At 36.4% G+C, this 22,771-nt stretch carries 15 protein-coding genes, 2 tRNA genes and 3 pseudogenes; 10 read left to right on the top strand and 10 right to left on the bottom strand.

The window, feature by feature from the left end:
• Nucleotides 1-676: 676 nt before the first annotated feature.
• Nucleotides 677-2,509 carry a PQQ-dependent sugar dehydrogenase gene (locus ACP6PL_RS09060; protein WP_426544716.1) on the top strand — a complete coding sequence of 611 codons (1,833 nt, stop codon included), beginning with the start codon at nt 677-679 and terminating at the stop codon, nt 2,507-2,509.
• Nucleotides 2,510-2,645: 136 nt separating this feature from the next.
• Nucleotides 2,646-3,155: a hypothetical protein gene (locus ACP6PL_RS09055; protein WP_426544714.1), complete on the top strand. Its 510-nt coding sequence runs from the start codon at nt 2,646-2,648 to the stop codon at nt 3,153-3,155.
• A gap of 301 nt (nt 3,156-3,456) precedes the next feature.
• Here ACP6PL_RS09055 and ACP6PL_RS09050 read toward each other — a convergent pair.
• Nucleotides 3,457-4,353, bottom strand: a pseudogene (locus tag ACP6PL_RS09050) (IS630 family transposase); the annotation flags it as partial.
• A gap of 254 nt (nt 4,354-4,607) precedes the next feature.
• Between ACP6PL_RS09050 and ACP6PL_RS09045 the strand changes: the two are divergent.
• From ACP6PL_RS09045 to ACP6PL_RS09035, 3 genes and pseudogenes are all read left to right on the top strand, one after another.
• Nucleotides 4,608-6,221, top strand: a pseudogene (locus ACP6PL_RS09045) (IS1634 family transposase).
• A gap of 503 nt (nt 6,222-6,724) precedes the next feature.
• Complete coding sequence (ilvA, locus tag ACP6PL_RS09040) at nt 6,725-8,236, top strand: threonine ammonia-lyase, biosynthetic (protein WP_426544712.1); 1,512 nt, start codon at nt 6,725-6,727, stop codon at nt 8,234-8,236.
• 655 nt (nt 8,237-8,891) lie between these two features.
• Nucleotides 8,892-9,959 carry a DUF3474 domain-containing protein gene (locus ACP6PL_RS09035; RefSeq protein WP_426544710.1) on the top strand — a complete coding sequence of 356 codons (1,068 nt, stop codon included), beginning with the start codon at nt 8,892-8,894 and terminating at the stop codon, nt 9,957-9,959.
• Between the two features lie 515 nt (nt 9,960-10,474).
• On the opposite strand, the pseudogene ACP6PL_RS09030 reads toward ACP6PL_RS09035, so the two are convergent.
• Both ACP6PL_RS09030 and ACP6PL_RS09025 read right to left on the bottom strand, forming a co-directional pair.
• Nucleotides 10,475-11,440: pseudogene (locus ACP6PL_RS09030) on the bottom strand (agmatine deiminase family protein).
• Nucleotides 11,441-11,627: 187 nt separating this feature from the next.
• The gene (locus tag ACP6PL_RS09025) at nt 11,628-12,371 is read right to left on the bottom strand and encodes an arginine deiminase-related protein (RefSeq protein WP_426544708.1); all 744 of its coding nucleotides are present in this window, start codon (nt 12,369-12,371) and stop codon (nt 11,628-11,630) included.
• A 94-nt stretch (nt 12,372-12,465) separates the two neighbouring features.
• Between ACP6PL_RS09025 and ACP6PL_RS09020 the strand changes: the two genes are divergently transcribed.
• Together ACP6PL_RS09020 and ACP6PL_RS09015 are read left to right on the top strand one after the other, a co-directional pair.
• Complete coding sequence (locus ACP6PL_RS09020; protein WP_426544706.1) at nt 12,466-12,672, top strand: transposase; 207 nt, start codon at nt 12,466-12,468, stop codon at nt 12,670-12,672.
• Between the two features lie 88 nt (nt 12,673-12,760).
• Nucleotides 12,761-13,327, top strand: a complete 567-nt coding sequence (locus ACP6PL_RS09015) for a transposase (protein ID WP_426544722.1) — start codon at nt 12,761-12,763, stop codon at nt 13,325-13,327.
• A gap of 259 nt (nt 13,328-13,586) precedes the next feature.
• Here the strand turns inward: ACP6PL_RS09015 and trpA are convergent, their stop codons facing one another.
• From trpA to ndhL, 3 genes are all read right to left on the bottom strand, one after another.
• Nucleotides 13,587-14,384, bottom strand: a complete 798-nt coding sequence (trpA, locus tag ACP6PL_RS09010; RefSeq protein WP_426544704.1) for a tryptophan synthase subunit alpha — start codon at nt 14,382-14,384, stop codon at nt 13,587-13,589.
• A gap of 169 nt (nt 14,385-14,553) precedes the next feature.
• Nucleotides 14,554-14,877, bottom strand: coding sequence for a DUF3007 family protein (locus ACP6PL_RS09005; RefSeq protein ID WP_426544702.1), 324 nt, complete (start codon nt 14,875-14,877; stop codon nt 14,554-14,556).
• Nucleotides 14,877-15,113 (bottom strand): NAD(P)H-quinone oxidoreductase subunit L, encoded by a 237-nt coding sequence (gene ndhL, locus ACP6PL_RS09000; protein ID WP_426544700.1) that lies wholly within the window; start codon nt 15,111-15,113, stop codon nt 14,877-14,879. Before ndhL ends, ACP6PL_RS09005 begins: the two co-directional genes overlap by 1 nt.
• Before the next feature lie 331 nt (nt 15,114-15,444).
• Here ndhL and ACP6PL_RS08995 point away from each other — a divergent pair.
• A tRNA-Leu gene (locus ACP6PL_RS08995) sits at nt 15,445-15,528 on the top strand.
• Nucleotides 15,529-16,158: 630 nt separating this feature from the next.
• On the opposite strand, the gene ACP6PL_RS08990 is transcribed toward ACP6PL_RS08995, so the two are convergent.
• The 3 genes from ACP6PL_RS08990 to ACP6PL_RS08980 form a co-directional block, all read right to left on the bottom strand.
• A complete protein-coding gene (locus tag ACP6PL_RS08990; protein WP_426544720.1) occupies nt 16,159-17,196 on the bottom strand; it encodes a DUF3987 domain-containing protein in 1,038 nt (345 codons plus the stop codon).
• A 1,382-nt stretch (nt 17,197-18,578) separates the two neighbouring features.
• Nucleotides 18,579-18,663: transfer RNA gene (locus ACP6PL_RS08985), tRNA-Ser, on the bottom strand.
• A 105-nt stretch (nt 18,664-18,768) separates the two neighbouring features.
• Nucleotides 18,769-19,692 (bottom strand): TIGR04168 family protein, encoded by a 924-nt coding sequence (locus ACP6PL_RS08980; protein ID WP_426544718.1) that lies wholly within the window; start codon nt 19,690-19,692, stop codon nt 18,769-18,771.
• 209 nt (nt 19,693-19,901) lie between these two features.
• On the opposite strand from ACP6PL_RS08980, the gene ACP6PL_RS08975 reads away from it, so the two are divergent.
• The gene (locus tag ACP6PL_RS08975) at nt 19,902-20,507 is read left to right on the top strand and encodes a TIGR04282 family arsenosugar biosynthesis glycosyltransferase (protein WP_426544698.1); all 606 of its coding nucleotides are present in this window, start codon (nt 19,902-19,904) and stop codon (nt 20,505-20,507) included.
• 52 nt (nt 20,508-20,559) lie between these two features.
• Nucleotides 20,560-21,285: a TIGR04283 family arsenosugar biosynthesis glycosyltransferase gene (locus ACP6PL_RS08970; protein WP_426544696.1), complete on the top strand. Its 726-nt coding sequence runs from the start codon at nt 20,560-20,562 to the stop codon at nt 21,283-21,285.
• 326 nt (nt 21,286-21,611) lie between these two features.
• Here the strand turns inward: ACP6PL_RS08970 and ACP6PL_RS08965 are convergent.
• Nucleotides 21,612-22,771, bottom strand: a 1,160-nt coding sequence (locus tag ACP6PL_RS08965; RefSeq protein ID WP_426544694.1) for a CHAT domain-containing protein, incomplete at its 5' end; no start/stop codon positions are given.

Below are 22,771 nucleotides of genomic sequence, written 5' to 3'. Positions count from 1 at the left end.
TTGGATATGGCGAGGAAACCTCGCCATCCCTCAACCGCTTTTTCCCCTATCCAAGAGGAGGCTTTAAACCAGAATTATTTAATTATTAATTATTAATTATTAATAATTGGGAAAGAGGAAAGAGGGAAGATGTGGGGAGAAATAATAAAAAAAATTCAACACTCCTTGAGATAATTTTTCCTCATTCTTGATGCACGAATAGACTTAACTTGCATAATTATATAGATCTCTTAGGGGTTCTATAGGTAATTAATTTTGCCTAGGCACTTATTAAGTTTACTCTTACTACATTTCAAGAACATCTACTTATAGACTAATACACAATCTAAGTCGAAAAATATTTCAAAACTGCTCAAAACAGTGGATTTTCTCACAATATAACGAATCCGAAGAGACCATCTCTCTAAACTCCATTAATTTTCAAATAACCCTGGCAAATATTTACGATAAAGTCGAATTTGAAACAACAGAATAGAGTGATAATTATAAATATTGAAACTGATATATGTTGTTTCGTTCCTTAATCTAACCTACTCTCAATACTAAAAATCTCAGTTACAAGAAAAGCAGGATACTCTCACTGGTCAAAAATTAAATTTTGATAAACAATAACTGTCACTAATTCCTAACTTCTATACTATTAAAATAGTAGAAAGTTCAAACATATCCAAAAACAATGGCAGGTCCTACTTCTAACGGATTTTATGAATTAACTTTAGATTCTGATAACTTTCAGCTAACTTCTCAATTACTAGCAAATTTGCCCCGAGGTTTACTTGGTTTAAGTGGCAATGACTCAATTATTGGATCTGAAGATACAGAAATTATTAATGGTAATCGAGACAACGATACAATTATTGGAAATCAAGGTAATGATACAATATTCGGAGGCAAAAACTCAGATTCTATTTTCGGTGGAGATGGGGATGATTTTCTCAGTGGAAATTTAGGCAATGATGCAATTTTGGGTGATGCTGGAAACGATATATTGAGAGGAGGGAAAGAAGATGATTTTCTCAATGGTGGCACAGGAAATGATAGTTTGTATGGAGATTTAGGAATAGATACTCTGACAGGAGGAAACGGTGCAGATGTCTTTTTCCTTTCCCAAGAAGCAGACATAATTACTGATTTTTCAATAGGCGATCGCCTAGATTTACCATCAGGTTTAACAGCTAATGATTTAACATTTGAAACTACTACCCCAGGAAGTAGTGATACTGTAATTACAATCCGTAATTCAGGAGAAATCATCGGTTTATTATTAGGTACTTCACCACCAGAAATAGACGAAAATACTTTATATTTTATAGATACATCCGGCAATGAAAACCGTAACAGCAGCTTCATAGAAACCGAACTATTATCATCAGAAAATATCCGCATTTCTCTAGATTCATTGCCACAACCTTTCGCCAGTGATAGTGCTTCTAATCCTGCCGATATTATTCCAGTTCCTAATAATCCAACTTTGCAGGTTCCTGATGGATTTACAGTTAATGTTTTTGCTGAAGATTTAGAAAAACCTCGTTGGTTAGCAGTCACTCCTACAGGAGATGTATTAGTAACAGAAACACCATTAAACCAAATCCGTTTATTGCGGGATACAGACGGTGACGGAACAGCAGATTTTTCTCAGATTTTTGCCTCAGAAACAAATGGATTAAATCAACCCTTTGGTATGGCTTTTACTGAAGATTATTTTTATGTCGGAAACACAGATTCAATAGTTAGATACCCCTACAATATTGGCGATATACAAATTAATGGCACTGGTGAAAAAATTGCCGATTTACCAGCAGGAGGTCATTGGACTCGGAACTTAGCAATTTCTGAAAATAATCAACTTTTTGTTTCTATTGGTTCCCTCTCCAATGTATCTGTCGAACCATTACCAAGAGCATCAGTTCAAGTAATGAATTTGGATGGTTCTAATCAACAAACTTTTGCTTCAGGTTTAAGAAATCCTGTAGGTTTAGATTTTAATCCAATTACAGGTCAACTTTATACTACTGTCAATGAACGTGATGGATTAGGAGATGATTTAGTTGCTGATTATTTAACAGGATTAGAACAAGGTGAATTTTATGGTTGGCCTTATGCTTATTTATCACCTAATTTGGAAGACCCCAGAAGAGCTGGAGAAAATCCTAATTTAGTAGTTCAAACTGAAACTCCTGATGTTTTATTTCAATCCCATTCTGCACCTCTAGGACTGCAATTTTATGATGAAGAAACTTTCCCAGAAGAATATCAAAATGGAGCTTTTGTCGCATTTCGAGGAAGTTGGAATCGTCAGGAACCTACAGGTTATAAATTAGTATTTGTACCCTTTGATGAAAATGGAAATCCTACAGGAGAATATCGAGACTTTTTAACAGGATTTTTGGATGTTTCAGAGGAAACAACTTGGGGTCGTCCGACTGGTTTACAGGTATTGCCAGATGGAAGTTTATTATTTACAGAAGAAATGAATAATCGGGTTTATCGTATTCAATATAATGAGTAATATTAAATATGAGGCTAATATTTGGGGCAGTATGTTATGTAGCGAATTTGACAGAATTTATTTGTCTACTGAGTAAAATATAGTATCTGTAATTTTATAATTATTACCTAATCAAAACTATAGTGCTATAGTAAAAATGATTTATATTGGAACTAGAGAAGCAGCTTTCTTATTGGGTATTTGTTGTCAACGAGTCAGAGTTTTACTTTCTCAAGGTAGAATAAAGGGAGCTTACAAACACAAAGGTTTTTGGCAAATTCCTCTTTATGGCAAAATGCCTGTTGTTATACCGGGTAGTAGAGGTCCGGAAGGTATTTGGTGTAAGAAACTGCGGAAGAAGCCGACAAAGATTCATGTTAATCAACATAAAATTAAATCCAATAGCAAAAGAATTAAATACGATCCTCAAATGACTCTAGAGCAACTGATTCCAGTAATCACTTCGAAGCAAGGGCGTCGTAACGATATGGGTTATCAGATGGAAATACATGGTCCGTGTCGTATAGTTTATAAACCTTATGAACCTTTGGATTGTGGAGCGCATTTGTGGATAGAAACCTATTATCCGGTGCAGTTTGTGGATACTCAGTTTAATCCTGCGGTTGCAAAGCGCTCCTATAAAAATGTCAAACGTAAATACGGTTAAACCGTTTGTGATGAGTAGAATTCAGTGCCAATAATAGTATTAAATCTGTCTAATATTCATGTCTCTTTGAATACGTAGTGGCGCGTCAAGCTGAAAATGGTGTATTAGTCTCAGAGGCAAGAAGTTATCATCACAGACCATCAGGCGATCGCTATAGTCATTTCAAATAAGGATGAAACACTTTTTTGGCTGAAACCCTTTCAAGGAGAGAAACACTCGTCCCAGTCTTATTGAGAATGACTATAAAAGTTGATAGTCACAAACAGGCGATCGCCAAAAATTGACAGTCACAAACAAGTGTTTAGAGTTTTGAGTCTGCCACAGTTTCAAAAACCGGATAAAGATGCTTCAATTTAATTCGTGCATCTTGGGCGGTGAAATGCCAAATTACTTTACTAGCTGTGCGATTTCGTTCTTGTTGCCAAGCCTTCAATTCCGATGCCAGTTGTGCCACAGAGGGAATACGCCGAGCCAGACATTGCTGCGATAAAACACTTAGTTCAATCTCAGCCACATTCAGCCCACTGCCACTACGAGGTGTATGATAAATTAATTTCCAATCTTCGAGCAAGACGGTGTGCCTCTGGCGCAGGAAAAGCCTTGTAAAGTGAAGCAATGTTATGAGTATTAAGATTATCACAGAGTAATTTCACTTTTTCAACTTGAGGATAGTCTACCTCTAATAATTGTCGAATTTCTTCAGCCCAATCAATACTGGTACGACTGTCCCGATGAGTGACTCGTCGCCAACCACCAATGGGGTCAAAAAACATAAACAAAGCTTGAGTTCCTTGGCGAGTGTAGTGATAATCTTCCTTGGCATCTTGACCTGGTTTCATTTCAATTGGTTCGTAAAGATGTCCAGTTAATTGGATCGCTGCTTCATCCATACAAATCAGAGGCTGGCTTTGAGTATGTTGGCTACTATAAAGGTCAAGGACTACTTCCATCTCTGCCATGAACCGTGCTAAATCTCTCTGTGGAATACAAAAACGTTGTTTTTTCCAAGGTCGTAGTCGGTTTTTTTTAGACAACTGCGTACTGTTTCATAAGAAATTTCCGTAACTATTCCTCGTGTTTTTAATTCTTCAGTTAATAGCCTTACACTCCAATGGGCTCTACCTAATGGTGGACTATAACAACATATTGCAATCAGTTGAGCTTCTTGTTCTCCATTCAGTTTCGGTGGATTTGGTGGACTTAGGGGAGTTCTACGATGCAAACTCAGTTCGATTCCCTGCCTGCTGAAAGGGAAAAACATTTTTATTGTGATTAATTAATGAGACTTGATACTTGATCTAACCCACATTCCGCACTTCAAATTGTAGCGCAACAGGCTACAAAAAACTCATCTATTTAATTAAGTAGAATTACTTATGGTGTTTGGTAACTGCAAGTGAGATCATAAACCTATGATCACATATTATTTACTTTTGAAAAAAGTGTCAGTAGATGGAAGAAATAACAGTTAAAAATCTCGACCACTTAGGAATAGTAGCAGGACTAATTGATGAGATAGGAATTGTGGAAATAATTAACCAAAAATTAGGAGTTGATAGTCGAGAAAAAATTACATCAGGAACAGTAATTAAAGCCTTAATTATTAATGGGCTAGGAATGGTATCACGTCCTCTATATTTATTTAGTAATTTCTTTGAAGACAAGGCTGTAGAAAAATTATTAGGAACAGGTATAAAGAGTGAATATCTAAACGATGATAAAATCGGTAGAGTCATGGATGATATCTATCAATTAGGATTAACAAATTTATTTATATAAATAGGATTATTAGTTATTAAAAAGTTTAACATTGGAACTAAATATGCTCACTTAGATTCAACATCATTTCATCTACATGGAGAATATAATCATATTGAAAGTACTGAAAATCATCAACAAAAACCGATATTAATTACAAAGGGGTATTCTCGCGACCATCGACCAGACTTAAAACAATGTGTATTAGATTTAATAGTAAGTAGTGATAGTGGAATACCATTATTTATCAGGTCTGCTGACGGAAATGAATCAGATAAAGCAGTATTTGGTCAAATTTTAACTGAGGTAAAAAAACAAATAAAACTAGATAGTATTATGGTTTGTGATAGTGCCTTATATAGTCAAGATAATATCCAATTAATCTCCAACTTAAAATGGATAACTAGAGTACCAATGACTTTAAAAAAGGCAAAAGAAATAATTGAAGTAGACCTTGAAGAAGTCAAAGTTTCCCTAGAAACAGACCCAGAAATTCAGGAAATAACTAGGGTGCTTCAAGAAAAAGGATACAAATGGTTGGAGCAAAAAGTAACTGATGCTGAAGTCAGACAAAGATGGTTAATTGTAGAAAGTGCAGAGCGAAAAAAAAGCGATATCCAGAAATTAGAGTCGAAAATTGAACAAGAAAAAAAGACGGCATTAAAGTTAGTAAAAAAATTAGAAACAACTGGATTTGATACAGTTACTCAAGCTCAAAATCACTTGAAATCTATTAACAACAAACTGAAGTTATGGAGTATAGAATCTATAGAAATTAGGGAAAAAATCTTGAATAAACAGTCTATAGTCTATCATCATCAAATTGAAATTCAACCAAGAGTCTCAGAGATAGAAAGAAGAAATTTAGTAGCTGGCAGATTTATTTTATCTACAAATATTGAGTCAGATTCAGAAATAAAAAGTCCAGAAATAATCTGGAACTATAAAAACCAACAGAGTTGTGAAAGGGGCTTCAAATTCCTCAAGGACCCACAATTTTTTGCCGATAGTTTTTTTGTCGAAAAAACTCAAAGAGTAGAAACAATATTGTTCATTATGTCACTGTGTTTATTAGTATATAATCTCGGCCAAAGAGAGCTGAGAAATACTTTAAAAAGAACCAATAATGGAGTTAAAAACCAGTTGGGAAAGCTGACAAATACTCCGACATTAAGATGGATATTTCAATCCTTTCAAGGGGTGCATTTTTTAACAATAAATCAACAGGAAAAAGTCGTTAATCTCACAGAGGGACGGTGTTTGATTTTACAGTTTTTACCCTCCGCTTGCCAAAGATATTATCAGTGATTTTGATGGTGTGCGATCATGTAACCCACGCTCCGGAAAATGATGGTGCGATCGAGTAGCACTACCTGCAACACGAAAATTGATTGATGCTTTTAAGGGGAGTGTATTTGCTCCTTTGTTTTGTGCTGCTAACAGAAATCTCTGGTTGAGCAGGAATACTCTAATGTTGACTATATTTATGTTCTATACAATCAATTTGTTAGCTAAAATTCTGATGATGATTCATGTATTCTTTTGTGCTACGCTATGAAGTGCGGAATGTGGGATATAATTATTCACAAGATGCAATTATTTCAAAATAAGAAACTGCTATTCTCAATAAAGTTGTTGAAGTAAGTATGTTGAGGCTAGCAAGGTTATTCGTAAAGTAAATAAGAAAGAAAATTTTGATCGCTAATTATTCAAATATGAGATAGAAGATAGACGACAAGAGTAGAAAGTTTAGGCGTTAAACATCGTATTATATTTCTATACTGTAATTAATTACCAACTTAAGTTCCACTATGTATTGTGACTACCTGGTACAAATTCTCACTGCCCGTGTCTACGATGTAGCTCAAGAATCTCCACTTGAAGCAGCTCCCAACCTCTCAAGCCGCCTTAATAATAACCTCCTACTCAAACGAGAAGATATGCAGTCAGTCTTCTCCTTCAAACTACGCGGAGCTTACAACAAAATGGCTCAACTTCCCCCCGAAATTCTCTCCCGTGGAGTTATAGCAGCTTCGGCAGGCAACCACGCTCAAGGAGTAGCCCTAGCTGCAACTTACCTCAAAACCAGCGCCATCATAATTATGCCAGTAACCACCCCCCAACTAAAAGTTGATGCTGTCAAAGCTAGGGGAGGAGAAGTTGTTTTGCATGGCGAAACTTTTGATGAAGCTTATAAATACGCCCGTCAACTGGAAGAAGAAAAAGGCTTAACTTTTATTCACCCCTTTGACGACCCTTACGTTATTGCCGGACAAGGTACAATAGGTATGGAAATTCTGCGGCAATACCAAAAACCCATCCATGCAATATTTGTTGCCATTGGTGGTGGTGGCTTAATTTCCGGTATTGCCGCGTACCTCAAACGGTTACGTCCAGAAATCAAAATTATTGGTGTGGAACCTATTGATGCTGATGCTATGTCACAATCTTTAAAACTCGGACATCGAGTCCGCTTACCCCAGGTAGGTTTATTTGCCGATGGCGTAGCAGTACGAGAAGTAGGGGAAGAAACATTTCGCCTCTGTCAGCAATATGTAGATGATATTATTCTCGTAGGAACCGATGATACCTGTGCTGCGATAAAAGACGTTTTTGAAGATACTCGTTCCATTGTTGAACCTGCTGGCGCTTTAGCGATCGCTGGTGCAAAAGCTTACGTTGAACAAAAACAAATTCAAGGAGAAACCCTCATCGCTGTCGCCTGCGGAGCGAATATGAACTTTGATCGTCTCCGCTTTGTCGCCGAACGCGCTGAACTGGGAGAACGTCGCGAAGCTATCTTTGCCGTTACAATTCCTGAAACTCCAGGAAGTCTCCGCAGGTTTTGTGACTGTCTTGGCAAACGTAATATTACTGAATTCAACTATCGCATTGCTGAGGAAAAAGAAGCACATATTTTTGTTGGAGTGCAAATAAAAGACCGTGCTGATGCTGCCATAATACTAGAAACATTTAGAACCCAAGGTTTGAAAAGCATAGATTTAACAGATGATGAACTGACAAAATTACATCTGCGTCATCTAGTTGGGGGTCGTTCTCCCCTTGCCCACCACGAACTACTTTACCGTTTCGAGTTTCCTGAACGGCCAGGTGCATTAATGAAATTTGTTGCCTCCATGAGTCCTAACTGGAATATTAGTTTATTTCATTATCGCAACAATGGGGCAGATTATGGACGTATTGCGGTAGGAATGCAAGTCCCCCCCTACGAGATGCTAGAATGGCAAGCTTTTCTCGAAAGCTTGGCTTATCGCTATTGGGACGAAAGCCAAAATCCAGCTTACAAACTATTCTTGGCCTAGTTAGGGTTTGGGGAGTGGGGGAGTAGGGAAGTATTTTTTTTGCCCTCTGCCCAAAATGCTAATTTTGGAGCATTATTTAGACTGAAAACCAGGCACTTTTTTCAAACTCAAAAAGGCTAAAAACTTTATTATTAACTATTTGAGATTTAATCAGCAAGTCCTAGTTAAGAAAATTTTTGTGCCTAACTACTCCCTGATTATGCTAGAGTATATACTGTTTCATCTTCCACTAGCTACTTGGTAGTCTTGTAGAAGTAGTTTTATGACTTGGTGTAACTCTCTTTGTACTAAGAGAGATATAGCAAAAATCCCTACTTATTTACCACTACCAGCTCTTTTTTCTGAGCTAATGGAATTTGTCCTAATGCAGCAAAAGTGCCATAAATTTCTACCCCTCTTCTCTGTTTTTATTCAGCATAGGGGTAACTGATAGGAACTTAACCTGCTCCATATAATACCAATTCACTTTCAAAGATGTCACAAATAATTTCACATTTTAGATGTGAAATTATTTGCTGAAATTACTTTAACGTCAGAGTTTTGAGCCGCTCAAATATGACTTTTGACTTTTGATTTTTGATTTTTGACTTCCGTGAAACGGTATAGCTTGTGTAAAGATGAAATATCGGTCATACTAGATAAACTGAAAAATTTAGTGCAATCAAACACTGTTCTCGATCAAGCAACTGACACAAACTCAACTCCCTCAAAAATAGAGTTACCCTTTACTCTCCAGGAGGTGAAGGCAGCTATTCCTCCTCACTGTTTTGAACCTTCCCTCTGGAGGTCTCTCAGCTACTTCTTTCTAGATATTGGGATTATTGCAGGTTTATATGCTATTGCCTACAATCTAGATTCATGGTTCTTTTTCCCCATTTTCTGGTTAATGCAAGGAACTATGTTTTGGGCATTATTTGTAGTTGGGCACGACTGTGGTCATGGTTCCTTCTCCAAATATAAATGGGTGAATAATTTAATTGGGCATCTATCTCATACTCCCATTCTCGTACCATACCACGGTTGGCGCATCAGCCACAGAACTCACCACGCCAATACCGGAAATATTGACACTGATGAAAGTTGGTATCCAGTGACTGAGAGTAAGTACAATGATATGTCTTGGCCTGAAAAAATAGGTCGCTTTTATATAGTATTATTAGCCTATCCATTCTATTTATTTAGGCGATCGCCAAATCGTGAAGGCTCCCATTTTATGCCCGACAGTCCATTATTCCGTCCCAATGAAAAGTGGGATGTTTTAACCAGTTCAGCTCTCTGGATGTTAATGGTAGGATTTCTTGGTTTCCTGACTTATAAATTTGGTTGGGTCTTTCTGGTAAAATATTACCTGGTTCCTTATGTGATATTTGTGATGTGGTTAGATTTAGTTACCTTTTTACACCACACTGAGCCGGATATTCCTTGGTATCGTGGAGACGACTGGTATTTTCTCAAAGGTGCATTATCTAGCATAGACCGCGACTACGGTTTTATCAATTCTATTCATCACGACATTGGTACTCACGTCGCTCATCACATCTTTTTGAGTATGCCTCATTATCACTTGAAAACAGCAACTGAAGCAATTAAACCTATCCTGGGTGAATATTATCACAAGTCAACCGAGCCAATATGGAAGAGTTTTATCAACTCTTACTTAGCTTGTCACTTTGTCTCAGATACAGGTTCCCCAGTATATTATCGATCGGGTTGGAAAAAATGATAGCTATCAGTATCAAAATTTTTCAACTAATATCAGATATTGTTGATTAGTTACACTCAAATACTAGGGGCGGGTTTTTTACACTTAGAGAAATCTTTTTATTAAACCTGTTCCTATAGTAATAATATCAAATCCGGTAGCTTTGGTTTGATTAATGGATAATGGAGAATTGATAATTGATAATTACCTCTCCCTAAAAGGGATAGGATTGACACTAATCAGGAAAAGATTTATTGTTTTCGTCTATCCAAGGGAAGGCTTTACACCTAAATTATCTAATTATTTAATTGTTTAATTATTAATTATTTCGGTAAAAATAGTGTGGGAGGGGTGGGGAGATTATAGAAAAATTTATTAATGGTTGAAGATGGAACATTTTTTTCTACCGAATTAAGCAGATTTGATATAATATAATATTCGGATAAATACTAACTATAAAGTTATTGCGACGGTCACTCCGTGAAAGGAAGCAATCTCAGGGGTTTGAGATATAACTTCTGCTAAGACCTGATTAATCAGGAAGCTAAATAGTTCCAAGTAATACAATGGAGAATACCTCCATACTTTGATATTGCCCCAGATTCAATAAAACTCACATTGTTACCAAAAATTTGAGTATAAATTTCTCGAACAATGTCATCTTCTGGCTGATTATAAATGGGGGCATATACTCGGTTTTGCGTTCTCAAGAAATTCATATAGTTTCCTTGTTCATAAGTCCAACCAAGATACTGTTTATCTGAAATAAAACAGGGAATTTTCACTGTCTCAACTTCTGGCAATTGCTGTCCTAAACAACTATCTAACCTCTTGATAAACATCCCAAAATCAGAATCTTGAGTTTGATAATCATTCATCAGAATTCGATGGGAATCAATCTATTGAACCATTCCATCAATATGTCCTGTCATATCTCCCGGTTGCGTCGGAACGATTACTAACTTTTCAATTGAAGTTTTTTCTTTGATGATTTGATTGATTTCTGATTTGGTTTTATGGGGATTTTGAGCATATAATTTTTCGGTCACAATTGCCGTTCCTTTTCCATTATGAACGAAATTTTCCCCTTCTAATTCTAGGTCGGTAAAGCTGGTATTTGCAGATTGTTGTATTGATTTATTAAAGTAATTTATAAAACTTTCTTCAATATATTTACAATCTAATTCATCATCATATTCAGGTTTATAAATAAATTTAATATACCCATGCTCTGACTGAATTGGAGCAAAGTCTCGTATCCAAATATCTTCTACATTGGCAATCCGAAAAATAGATATATCTAAGTTCGTTAGTTTCACCATCTTTTCAGCATGAGCTTTATCTGGAACCAGGCAAATTACCTGATCGTACTTTGCAATTTCAATTAAAAAATCCGCATAAAATTTTTCTAGTTCAGTCAAATATTCGTTATAATATTCCATCCATACATTTGGCAGGACTAAGGTCACAGTATCGGTTTTCCAGTCAGGGATAAGATTCATAGCTGTCAGTTGTAACAGGGTTGTTTAACGAAGTCAGAAGTCAGAAGTTGTTTTTGTAACAGGGATTAGAGCAACTCTCCAAAAACATTTCACCTTAAAAGGCGGGGCTTTAGACCTAATTATTTTGGTAAATTGAACTGGAGAAGTTTTTGCTCTTTACCAAAAACCTCTCTTCTATTTCTACTCTCTAAGTAAAATTATTATGATTCAAGTGCATAATCAGACAAGACAGAAGAGCACCAGATTTATGAAATTCTGAGAGGTTAAAGTAGACAGGTTCCATTCCCAAAGATGAGCAGAGCTGATTCAATGACTTAATCTTTGATTTTTCCAGTTCATAATGTTTATCGGATGGATACAATTCATCAATATCAGATGCACAAAGAAGATAATTTCCACATCGAATACTATTCGTTAATCCAATATAAGGATCATTGAAAATGACATCATAGATATTGACACATTTTTCTAAGTGATAGAAATATTCGTTTGACATCTGAAAAGGAATAATTTTAATGTCAAAAGATTCACTAAACCAATCTAAGGCATTCTTTGAAGTGCGAATGCCATAAGCTCCAACATAAATATTATCCTTGATGTGTTTTAAATCTTCCTCTCCTTCAAAATAGGGAGGAGCATCTTTCACCTTAAAATTCATCAGGTTAAAAAACTGACGTCCTATTTCACTTTCATCTCGTCGTGGCTCAGAACGGTAGTTAGAAATCACAACTATTTTTTCTTTTGTATGGAGTAAAACAATTCCTAAGTTAGCAACATAAGTCTGCTCTTGAAGACCTGGATAACTGGGAAGCAGGTAGACAATAGCATGACGCGATAAAAAACTGTACAATTCCATAAATTGCGATAATGCTTTATCACGATTGATAATTCGTTCCTCTGGACTTAATTCCTCCATCCATATAGAACCCATTTGGTATCTTTTCTGTCCACGGTTATAATTAAGTAGCGATATAGCTGCCGCTAGGCTCCACCAACGCCAATTATCATAAACAAGAGCCAGGTAAATGCCATATTCAAGTAGCTTGACAGACAAAGAATGGGTTCTAATTGAACCATTGTTGCAAAAAAAAAAGACAACTTGTCCTACAAAATGGAGCAAAAGACAAATATTGGACGGTGTACTCTATCAACTGAAGAATAGTTGTAATTGGTCTGATTTACCCAAGGATTTACCTCCTTACTCTACAGTATTTTGGCATTACAAACAGTGACGAGAATCGGGAGTAATGGAGAAGATTAGAGATGTATTACACTCTCAACTACGTCAACAGGTAAAAAAAAACTAGATGGACAACTTTAATTATTATTGATTCACAGGCAGTAAAAAATACCTGTAATGCCAGTGTCAAGTCCAAGGGATTCTGTTTTTACAAGGCTACTAACGGAATCAAAAGACATCTAGGAGTAGATAGTCTTGGCTTTCCTTTTTTTATCCATTGTACCAAAGCATCAGTTTCTGATAAGATGGGATTAATTGAAATGTTGTCACACAATATTGATTACTTTAAATCTAAACCTGTAAATATTCCTAAAATTACTATTTTACTTGACCATGGATATCACCCCGAAAAAATCACACAGGAATTAGAGAAAATTTATCCAGGGATTGTGACTAAGATTAGATTTCAACTATCATCAAAACCATCAAAAGCACAGAAAAAACACGAAGGAAAAACAGGATTTGTTCCAGTCAAAGCCAGGTGGGTGATTGAAAGAACTAACTCCTGGATCGAAAGGTGTAAAAGCTTGACTAAAAATTTTGAAATAACCCTGGAAAATGCTAGTGCTAAGATTAACCTTTGTTTTATTCGACTGATGCTTAAGAGGTTAGCGTTGGCAGAGCCTAGCGGCAGCTATATCGCTTAATTTTTTAGAGATACCAAATGGGTTCTATAACCAAAGGGTGAGGGTTGCATTTTACGGCATAGAGAACATTACCCGGAAAAAGATTTATAAACTTTTGAGTTGTCGTTTCCAGAATTTTTGACCTGAAGCAATAAACAGGATAATCAAGCTTCAATTTTGTGACAACATAGGAAGTATCTAAGAAACTTTCCAATACTTTTTCCATAGATTAGACTTCTCCACTAGATAATTCTAGAACTTCACCTAGCTTACCATAACCTCAACTAATAGCCACCTTCAAACTCTGACAAAACTCCCCGATCGCCTGCAAACCCTCATCAGGAGTTCCTTCAGCCAACCGCTTCACCACCGCACTACCAACAATAACCGCATCACTGCCCCAATTTTTTACCTGTAAAGCGTGTTCTGGTTGAGAAATACCAAAACCCACACCAATCGGTTTATTAGTCACCGCCCGCATTTGTTTCAACAAATCTTGTACCCCCGTCTGTACTTGAGTACGCATTCCCGTCACCCCAGTTACACTAACTAGATAAATAAACCCTTGAGACTGACGAGCGATCGCCTCTATTCTCTCTTTTGGGCTAGTAGGAGCAACCAACAAAGTCAACTCTATCCCAATATCTCTTGCTGGTTTCAACAAAATATCGGCCTCTTCCAACGGTAAATCTGGCACAACCAAACCCCTAGCGCCCACATCATAAATTTTTTTCAGGAAACTCTCTACCCCCCGATATAAAATCGGATTATAGTAAGTAAATAGAATTATTGGCGATCGCAACCTCGGACTAACTGTCTGCACCACCTCTAACACTGACTCCAAAGTTGTCCCCCGGCTCAAAGAACGAGTAGCAGCAGCCTGAATTACCGGGCCATCAGCCAGAGGGTCGGAATAAGGTACACCCAGCTCTATTAGATCCGCTCCACTACTATCCAATACCTCTAAAGCCTTTGCTGTAGTTTCCAAATCTGGGTCGCCTGCCGTAATGAAGGGAATCAAAGCACACTGACCACCATTATTGCGTAGAGATTCAAAACAATGAGAAACTGAAATCATTTTTAATTTTAAATATTGGATAGTTAACGAAGTCAGAAGTAAGAATTTAATTTCTTACTTTATTATTTTGATCAAACTAGAAAAAAGACTTAACTGTTAAGGCTGTTCCGACCTAGGAGACTAACTGATTAAAAAAAGGGAGGTTTTAGAATCAATCCTGTTTGATAATTTATTCCTGTTTGTCTGTTTTGCTTGCCTTTTCCTGTTCAACTTCAGTCTGCAATTGAGCCAACTCTTCTGGAGTCATTTCTTCCAGACGCTTTTGCAGTACAGCCTCTTCATAATCATTCAACTGTTTATTATAAGTCATATCTGTATTCGCAACCCGAAATAAATAGGTCAGCAGCCAGACAACTAAGCCACCGACCAAAACAGCTTGTGTCCAAATACCAGCGTTGGTACTATTTATACCTACTATTTGTAAGACCAAGTAGAGGATACCACCACCAGCAAAAATACCGATACTTATTCCAATAGCATCAATTCGTCGCATTAACCTTCAATCTGTCGCCGTCTAGGGCGAAAATTTAAAAATGGGGACAAAACCAACATACCAGGGAAGAATAAGAACATCAAGAAGTACATGAAGACCCGTTCAATAGAACTAACAACATACCAACGGGTATTTAGATAAGCGTAAACTATAGCTGGTATTACTAGGAGATAGGCTCCGGCCAGGGCCGCGTAAATAATTAGGATTACTAGATTTGTGTCTAGGTCTAAGTTCATAAACAAGATTGGGAAATGACAATAGTTAATCGTATTCTGTTTAATATACTATTGCCTGAATAACTATTTTTCCAGTCAATCTCCAGATTATTCCATATTTTGTCCTGCCAAGAAATTTTTGGAGCTTGATCCTCTAACTTCTAACTTTTTACTTCTGACTTCCAGTAATTTGTGCTGTGTCTCCTTCAGGAGAAGGCTTTTAATATACTCACCCAGAGTCCTTAATATTTTTTTTATTTTAATTTCTCTTCAAAATACTTGCCAAAAATATGAACATTGTGATTAAATAAAGAAATGAGCATTAAGAAGCTCATGGAATTATCCCAATTATGGGGGTGTGGCGGAATGGTAGACGCTACGGACTTAAAATCCGTTGACCTTAACAGTCGTGTGGGTTCAAGTCCCACCACCCCCACTTCTCAAAACCTTTCTTAGTCTAGGTTTTATGCTTTAACCTATAACTTGTCCATTAAGTATCATAGATATTTATTGGCACTTTTTGAGGCAAGAATTGGTAATTTGACACATTATTTGTCACACAAAAATTTTTTTAATTTGCTCAAATTTTATCCTTTTAAATACTTCAGGTTAAACTTTGTCACAAACCTTTTTGAATCTATGGGCAACTGGTTTTTAAACTTTTAATGTCCCAAATATTTCCTCTCGAGTGTTCATTATCTTTATAGCTGAATTGGGTATCCTACCCTTAATTTTCTACCAAGGTTTGCTACTACCAGTGGCAAAAACAGCGGTTGATCATAATATCTTGAATATTGGTCTACAATTTGACACCTTTTCCACTTAAAGGCAGTTCCCTCTTCGTCTCTAAGAAGCCCTTTTTTCACATCCTGTATTTATGCAATCTTATATAATAAGTTGAAGTCCATCGGCTCTCACCTTTTGTCCCACTTTAAAATCATCTTTTGATTTATGTGAGTATGTTGGGCGACTCTGATTATCTAAACTTCTTTTGTTTTAGGGGTGGTGACAAGCATTGGTGACAGTTATCAGTGGCAATCGTTCGACCCCATCCCATCTCCTCTAGTCAGCGAAAAAAATCAATAGCCTCACCTCTATCCTTGGCCTTCTTAGTCTTGTATACAGAATCCCTGGGTGTAATCGGTTCTTCTTTCCTCAGAGCATACTGATATAGCTGAAACATTTTGCTTGGCCCAGAATCATCCATAATAGACAACAATCCACGAACCTGAGACATTTGGTAAATTGCCCGCTCCTTAGCAATTTGAATGAATTTTTTAGAGACTATTTCATCTGGGGTTTTGCCCTGACAAACAGCGTGGAGGACATGATATAGCATTGTCCACCGGAGAATTTTCCCTGGCATTTTCCCATACTGATAAATCATCGCTGGCCGATCAGCTTTAGCCTTTTGGCTTTCGGCGTGATTATGACAAGACTTGAATAGCTGATAGGCATCTGGGGAAAGCTTGAAAGTAATAGCAGGCAAACGGTTTATGCTTTCGTAGGTATCAACCAACAGAGGCGTAATGTCCATGCCTACTTCATTATCATCGTCCCAATAGTGAGGAATGTTTGGTAAAGTGGCGATATTGTATCGAGCGAAAAGCCCTGTGGGGTCTGAGCTGGAGATAATTTCAGACAAAACTTCAGGTTGAATTCCTCCCAGCAAACATTGATTTACTACACCACCGGGATAAATCTTACCTCTACGAACGACAGTATCCATAAGGCCATCATAGGATTCTAACAGCAACTGAGCGTCACCTCCCTTACCTCCTTTATACTGACCTTGAGACTTTTGCTCCTTAGCCAACTCATCAAAGCACCTCAAAATCTTGGGATTATGTTGAGCTAATTCTCTCATCCCTTCTGGGGTATAGTCTCCAGTGCTAAATACTCGCAGTTTTGGTTCTTCAGGTTTGTCACCCCTAGTAGATTTGTCTGCTGCCTCCCAATCTGCCAAGTCTCTCTCATAATCAATTTTCTGGCGATCGTATAATTCTGTAGCTTTCTCCTGCATTTTTGATAGAGGCTTCCTGGCGATCGCTTGAATCAGAGGAGACTTCCTTGATGCTGGCTCTCCCACAATAGCAGAAAAAATAGTAGCATTCTGGTCATAATTGCTGCACTAACGTCCAATAATTTTAGTATCGGGGTCAATCAATGAAGCTGCTAAAGTTGCTTCGTAAGGAACTCCATTGTATTACCTGCTATACTAACGTCTCTCCAGATACTAATTATGAAGAAAATACAAAAAGAAAAATTCATAAACGACAATTAAAACAACAAAGTATACATCCTGCTACATGACTGACATTTTTTCTATGCGATCGCGACAACGGAACGGAGGCGCAATCGCACTACCTTAAAGTTTTATGCCATGCCTGAAAAAATCATGTGACAAATAGATGTCAGAAAATCCTTGCCAGGCAATAATTATAGCATGGCAGCTATTTTAAAATTTGCTATTATAGACTCCCGCGTTGCACTTTGATTTAACTGACAACAAAAGAATCATAGTGTTATGGGAGTGCATTCGTTAAGCCTCTCCAGTGAGAGAATCGCCTCAAAGAGCAACTATATTCTATATTAATACTCGTTCACGCAAATCTTAAGTGTAAGGATGTACCATAGCACTCAAACTTTATTTGAAGATAGAAATATCTTAAAGCTATAAACTCTAAATTGTCAATACCATTACACGCATCCTTAAAACTTTAACGTTTAGCGTTGGCGGAGCAAGTGGGGCAGCTATATCGCCTAATTTATGAAAAATGCAGGTCATACTGCAAGTTTTGTACTACATTATAACTATTTATGTAATATTGAATGATGCCAGCGCTCATTGCTATGGCAGTACTACCAGGGTAGTGAAAAGATTCAAATCATTGCGAATGGAACGGATTGGAAGCAAGCAATATCAAGGGTTTAGGAGATTGCTTTCCTAACTACCTACTAATTATCCAGAATGTATATTATGGCGTTGCTGAATCAAGCTATGATATCAAATCCGATAGCATTGGTGTTATTTAGTATTTAAAGATAAGAGTCTATGTTTGACATTATTGAGTCAGGAAGAATGCTCTAGATACTTATGACAGACTTCATCAGTCTATAAGCATTGACTACTTTTGACTATCCTTGACTAAAGTCAAACAATAGTAAACCGCTTCAAAAACTTAATCTTCTATGGTGGGATCTATATAGATGTTAAATGGCTCAAACCTTTGCTAGTTAAGCTTTGCTAAAAAAGTCTTATGGGCAAGGGTAGGACTCACGAGTCAGGAGTCAGGGAAAATGCGAATCATACAAGGATAAAGATATTGAAGAAAGAATTGTCCCTCAAATTTTCCCCTCTTATCTACTCAAAATCCTCAGATTTTCAGCTTAAGTGAGCCAAAAGCTGGGACTTTTTTTCCAAAAAAAAGGCTAAAGCATTTACAGATAAAAGCTCTTAGATTTAATTAGAAAATCATAGTTGTACGGAGAGGGTGGGATTCGAACCCACGGAGGTTTGACCCTCACTCGATTTCAAGTCGAGCGCATTCGACCACTCTGCCACCTCTCCTTAATTAAGTCAAAATTCAAAAGTCAAAAGTCAAAAGTAATTTTGTAGTTTTGACCAAACAAGCTACGAGACTTGTAATGTTTTGACAATTACTTATTATAGCACCTATGCAGACTCTACAACAAGTTTTTCTTGGCAATATAAAAATTCTTCAGAAATTATCTGTAAATTTTGGCCTACCCAAACCAAAGCAACTTGAGAAACAACACCTGCTTTCATGGAAACAATAGGGAAATGGCGTTTTTTCTGGTCTTCTGTTTCAAAAATGCGTGGCACTCTTGCTGCATTAAAATATAAAGTCCCTTCACTGTCCACATCAATACATTTACGCAACCGTTCCTTAGTATGTCGCAAGTTATGGTGCATGTGGCCAAAAGTAACTAGAGAAATTTTCTTACCCAACTTACGAGATTGTATTATTGCATTGGTAAAGTCTGGATCGCCAAAATCTCCGCCTATAGGTTTCCAGTCTCGCCCCACAGGGTCTTCAGGAGCATCTCCTAAACCCCTTGGTCCATTATGGCCAAGAAAAATCACATTTTTATATTTCGCATTCTGTGCAGCTTGCACCATTAAATCAGTAGATTCATCAAAACTATTGACCCCAAATCGTTCTCGATAAAAATCGCCATATTTCCATTCTGGACCCCCCCAACTAAAAGGGCGAGTCCCCACCACTGTCAAGGCCAACTCTGGGAAGTCCAGATTACTATAACCTACATGAGCTTCCCCAAGTAAGTCTATTTGTTGCTGGACTCTATCTTCTTGAGTTCGATCATAAGGACATTTTTTTCTGCCCCATTCTGTAGCTGTATACCAGGCATCGTGGTTACCAAAAACTGCTGCTTTAGGTATATCAAGAGTGGCGATCGCTCTAACTACTTCTACTGCTTCATTACCAAAGTCTCCCACAAATAGTACCAAATCAACTCCCAAATGTTTGAGAGCTATTTCATCTTCCAATTCCCACTGACCGTGAATATCTCCGATAACGGCAATTTTAATCAATTTATCTTGATTATTGGTCATATTTACTGTCATATTTACTTTTTTTTCCTAAAATTGTTTTCGACTTATTTATTATTAATTACAAGTATTCAGTATACTAAATATTATAATTTAATCAAATTTTTTCTAGTTATTAAGACTTTATCTCGAAGAAAACCATCTAATTAATATTTTATTTTAACATCCTAATTTAAGATATTAGACTAAAGCATACTTTACACTATATCATAATGAATAATCAACAGCTAATTATTTTTACTCGCTATCCAGAACCAGGAAAAACAAAAACACGATTAATACCTGCTTTGGGAGCAGAAGGAGCAGCAAATCTACAAAGTAAAATGACTGAAACAACTTTAATAAAAGCAAAAAAATTATTGAATAGGATGTCATTATCTATTGAGATTAGATTTGCTGGTGGAAATTTGCAATTAATGAAAAACTGGTTAGGCTCTGATTTAAAATATCAAGAACAAGGTACAGGAGACTTAGGTGAACGTATAACTAGAGCATTTGAATCCGCTTTTAATCAGGGGATGAAATCTGTAGTAATTATTGGTATAGATTGCCCCAGTTTAACTCCTGAAATTATATTAGAAGCTTTTGCTAAACTAACTCAATCTGATGTAGTAATTGGTCCAGCAATAGACGGAGGTTATTATCTAATTGGTCTCAAAAAAATTATCCCAGAATTATTTCAAGGAATTAATTGGGGCACTTCTGTTGTCTTGTCAAAAACTGTAGCGATCGCTCAAAACATTAATTTAGCTATTGACTATTTACCCGAACTTTCTGATATTGACCGTCCAGAAGACCTGAAAAAATTACAATTTTAAATTAATTAGTACATATCTAATTTTCATCTGCTTTTAAATTTCATCCTATTCAATGGGAAAAAATATAAATTCTCCATCCCTTACCAAAAAATTGATGAGCAGTATTTCGATTATTATTCCCGTGTTAAATGAAGTTAGTACAATTGCCCAAACTATTTCCACAGCTAAAACAGGAAAAGATATAGAAATAATAGTAGTTGATGGTGGCAGTAATGATGGTACAATTGAAGTTGTTAAATCTTTAGATATTAAACTTATTTATTCTTTTCCTGGTCGCAGTATTCAAATGAATTGTGGAGGTAAAGCAGCAACAGGAAATATTCTTTTATTTCTACATGGAGATACATTTTTACCATTAAAATTTGACCAATTATTAAGAGAAGTTCTAGCCAAACCGAATATTATTGCAGGTGCATTTGAATTAGGTATTAAAGGAAGAAAAAAAAATTTACGAATAGTTGAGAAAATGGTCAATTGGCGATCGCGTTATTTGCAAATGCCTTATGGAGACCAAGGAATTTTTCTCCCAGCTAAAATATTTGAAGAAATTGGTGGTTTTCCAGAAATACCAATTATGGAAGATTTTGAATTGATCAGAAAGTTAAGGAAAAGAGGGAAAATTGGAATTGTATCAAAACCAGTATTAACTTCTGGCCGTAGGTGGCAAAAATTAGGAATATTTAAAACTACTCTAATTAATCAAGTAGTAGTTATTGCTTACCTACTTGGAGTCTCTCCAAAAATATTAGGGCAATGGTATCGTAGCCATTTTAAGTAGGAATACGGTATCATAATCCTATAGTAATAATGTTTGGGATTAATTTGAATCATTATTCAATGGAACCTTTTTGCTGATTTGAGGTAATTTAAGGTTAATTATTCGGCGTTGCACAATCAGGAATGATTAAATCCAAAAGTAGATATTTTTGGATAACTTTTTCTTCAATAATATGTACAGTTTAAAATCTATTATCATTCTTTAATGTACAACCCCAATTATTCTTATGTTTACTGTTTTATACGCACGTTGTATGGAATGTCCCTACCTCCGATCCTACTCCCTTGCTCAAGTCAATATAGAAAAGTTTTTGAGAAATAGTATTATTACCAAGGACTACCAACCATAGTAAAGCCAGCCCAATAATAAGGATGAGAAAAACTCTTATTGTGAATATTCCCCAATTCCTTTGGCAAAGTTACCTCCCCACGACTACCCGAACCCCTTAACTTACCCTCTGCTATCACAACTTCTCCTCTCAACATCGCTAATTGTGCTTCTCGTAATGCTTCTGCTTTAATCTTAACATCATCTAAATGAGAGTACAATTCTGTCATTAATCCTAATGTACCTTCATCACTAACCAACCATAAACTCCCCAATACTGACTTCACTCCTGTTGCTACAGCAAAACCAGCAAAACCTAATTCCGCTTGTTGATTTCCCACTGCTGTTTGACAAGCAGATAAAACTAATAATTCCACTGCTGGATTATTCCAACCTAACTGTCTGACTTGATTTAATCGTAATTTTTGCTCCCAAAATTGAACATAAGACTGACTAATATCTCCACTTTTAAATTCAGCATGAGTAGCTAAATGAATAATTGGATAGGGATAATTTTGACGTTGATTAATCAGATTTTTCATCGTGAATTCTTGATTAAGAAAACTATTACCTTGCCATAATTCTTGAGAGATAGTTTCTAATTCTACAGGTACAGCAGGTAAAGGTGTATTGTCCCTAAATTCACTAGCACCCATTCCTAATAATTTTGTGTTTTGAATAGAACGATAACGACTATCTATTAAACTCATACTAGGAATAGTGCTAATATTATATTTCTCAATCAGAAATTGTTCACCATCATGTAAAGCCGCCAGTGGAAAAAGGCGAAACCCAGTATCCATACTAAATAAAATTGTATCAATATTAGCTGCCTCTAACTCGGCTGCAATTGGTGCAATTAACCATTGATATAATTTTTGAGCGAATGGTAAATAACTGGTAGTATTACGCCTCCTCAAGTCAGTAATTTCTACAGTAAACCTCATAGCATTTTGGAATAGTTTTTTCCGATTTACTGTAGGAATATTTTTGAGAATAGGCTGACCATCTTTAGTAAGTAAAATTATCTGTAATTGTTCTTGATAAGCATTAATATAAACAACAGCAGATTCTTTTCCTGTTTGAGAGGCCATATCACTCAAAATATCTCTAACGTTTTTTGTATTAACCAATTGTTCTTTAAAGTCTTCTCCAAAGT

Origin of the sequence: Dapis purpurea BLCC-M126, from assembly GCF_050015975.1 — a bacterium.
Taxonomy (GTDB): domain Bacteria; phylum Cyanobacteriota; class Cyanobacteriia; order Cyanobacteriales; family Microcoleaceae; genus Trichodesmium.
The sequence above is the reverse complement of the archived record's forward strand: the minus strand, read 5'-3'. Positions and strand labels throughout refer to the sequence as shown.

What these genes read in the sequence shown, in the direction of transcription:
- ACP6PL_RS09060 (WP_426544716.1), top strand. Translation starts at nt 677, where the DNA reads ATGGCAGGTCCTACTTCTAACGGATTTTATGAATTAACTTTAGATTCT.
- ACP6PL_RS09055 (WP_426544714.1), top strand. Translation starts at nt 2,646, where the DNA reads ATGATTTATATTGGAACTAGAGAAGCAGCTTTCTTATTGGGTATTTGT.
- ilvA (WP_426544712.1), top strand. Translation starts at nt 6,725, where the DNA reads ATGTATTGTGACTACCTGGTACAAATTCTCACTGCCCGTGTCTACGAT.
- ACP6PL_RS09025 (WP_426544708.1), bottom strand. Translation starts at nt 12,371, where the DNA reads ATGGGTTCTATATGGATGGAGGAATTAAGTCCAGAGGAACGAATTATC.
- ACP6PL_RS09020 (WP_426544706.1), top strand. Translation starts at nt 12,466, where the DNA reads ATGCCATATTCAAGTAGCTTGACAGACAAAGAATGGGTTCTAATTGAA.
- trpA (WP_426544704.1), bottom strand. Translation starts at nt 14,384, where the DNA reads ATGATTTCAGTTTCTCATTGTTTTGAATCTCTACGCAATAATGGTGGT.
- ACP6PL_RS09005 (WP_426544702.1), bottom strand. Translation starts at nt 14,877, where the DNA reads ATGCGACGAATTGATGCTATTGGAATAAGTATCGGTATTTTTGCTGGT.
- ndhL (WP_426544700.1), bottom strand. Translation starts at nt 15,113, where the DNA reads ATGAACTTAGACCTAGACACAAATCTAGTAATCCTAATTATTTACGCG.
- ACP6PL_RS08980 (WP_426544718.1), bottom strand. Translation starts at nt 19,692, where the DNA reads ATGACCAATAATCAAGATAAATTGATTAAAATTGCCGTTATCGGAGAT.
- ACP6PL_RS08975 (WP_426544698.1), top strand. Translation starts at nt 19,902, where the DNA reads ATGAATAATCAACAGCTAATTATTTTTACTCGCTATCCAGAACCAGGA.
- ACP6PL_RS08970 (WP_426544696.1), top strand. Translation starts at nt 20,560, where the DNA reads ATGGGAAAAAATATAAATTCTCCATCCCTTACCAAAAAATTGATGAGC.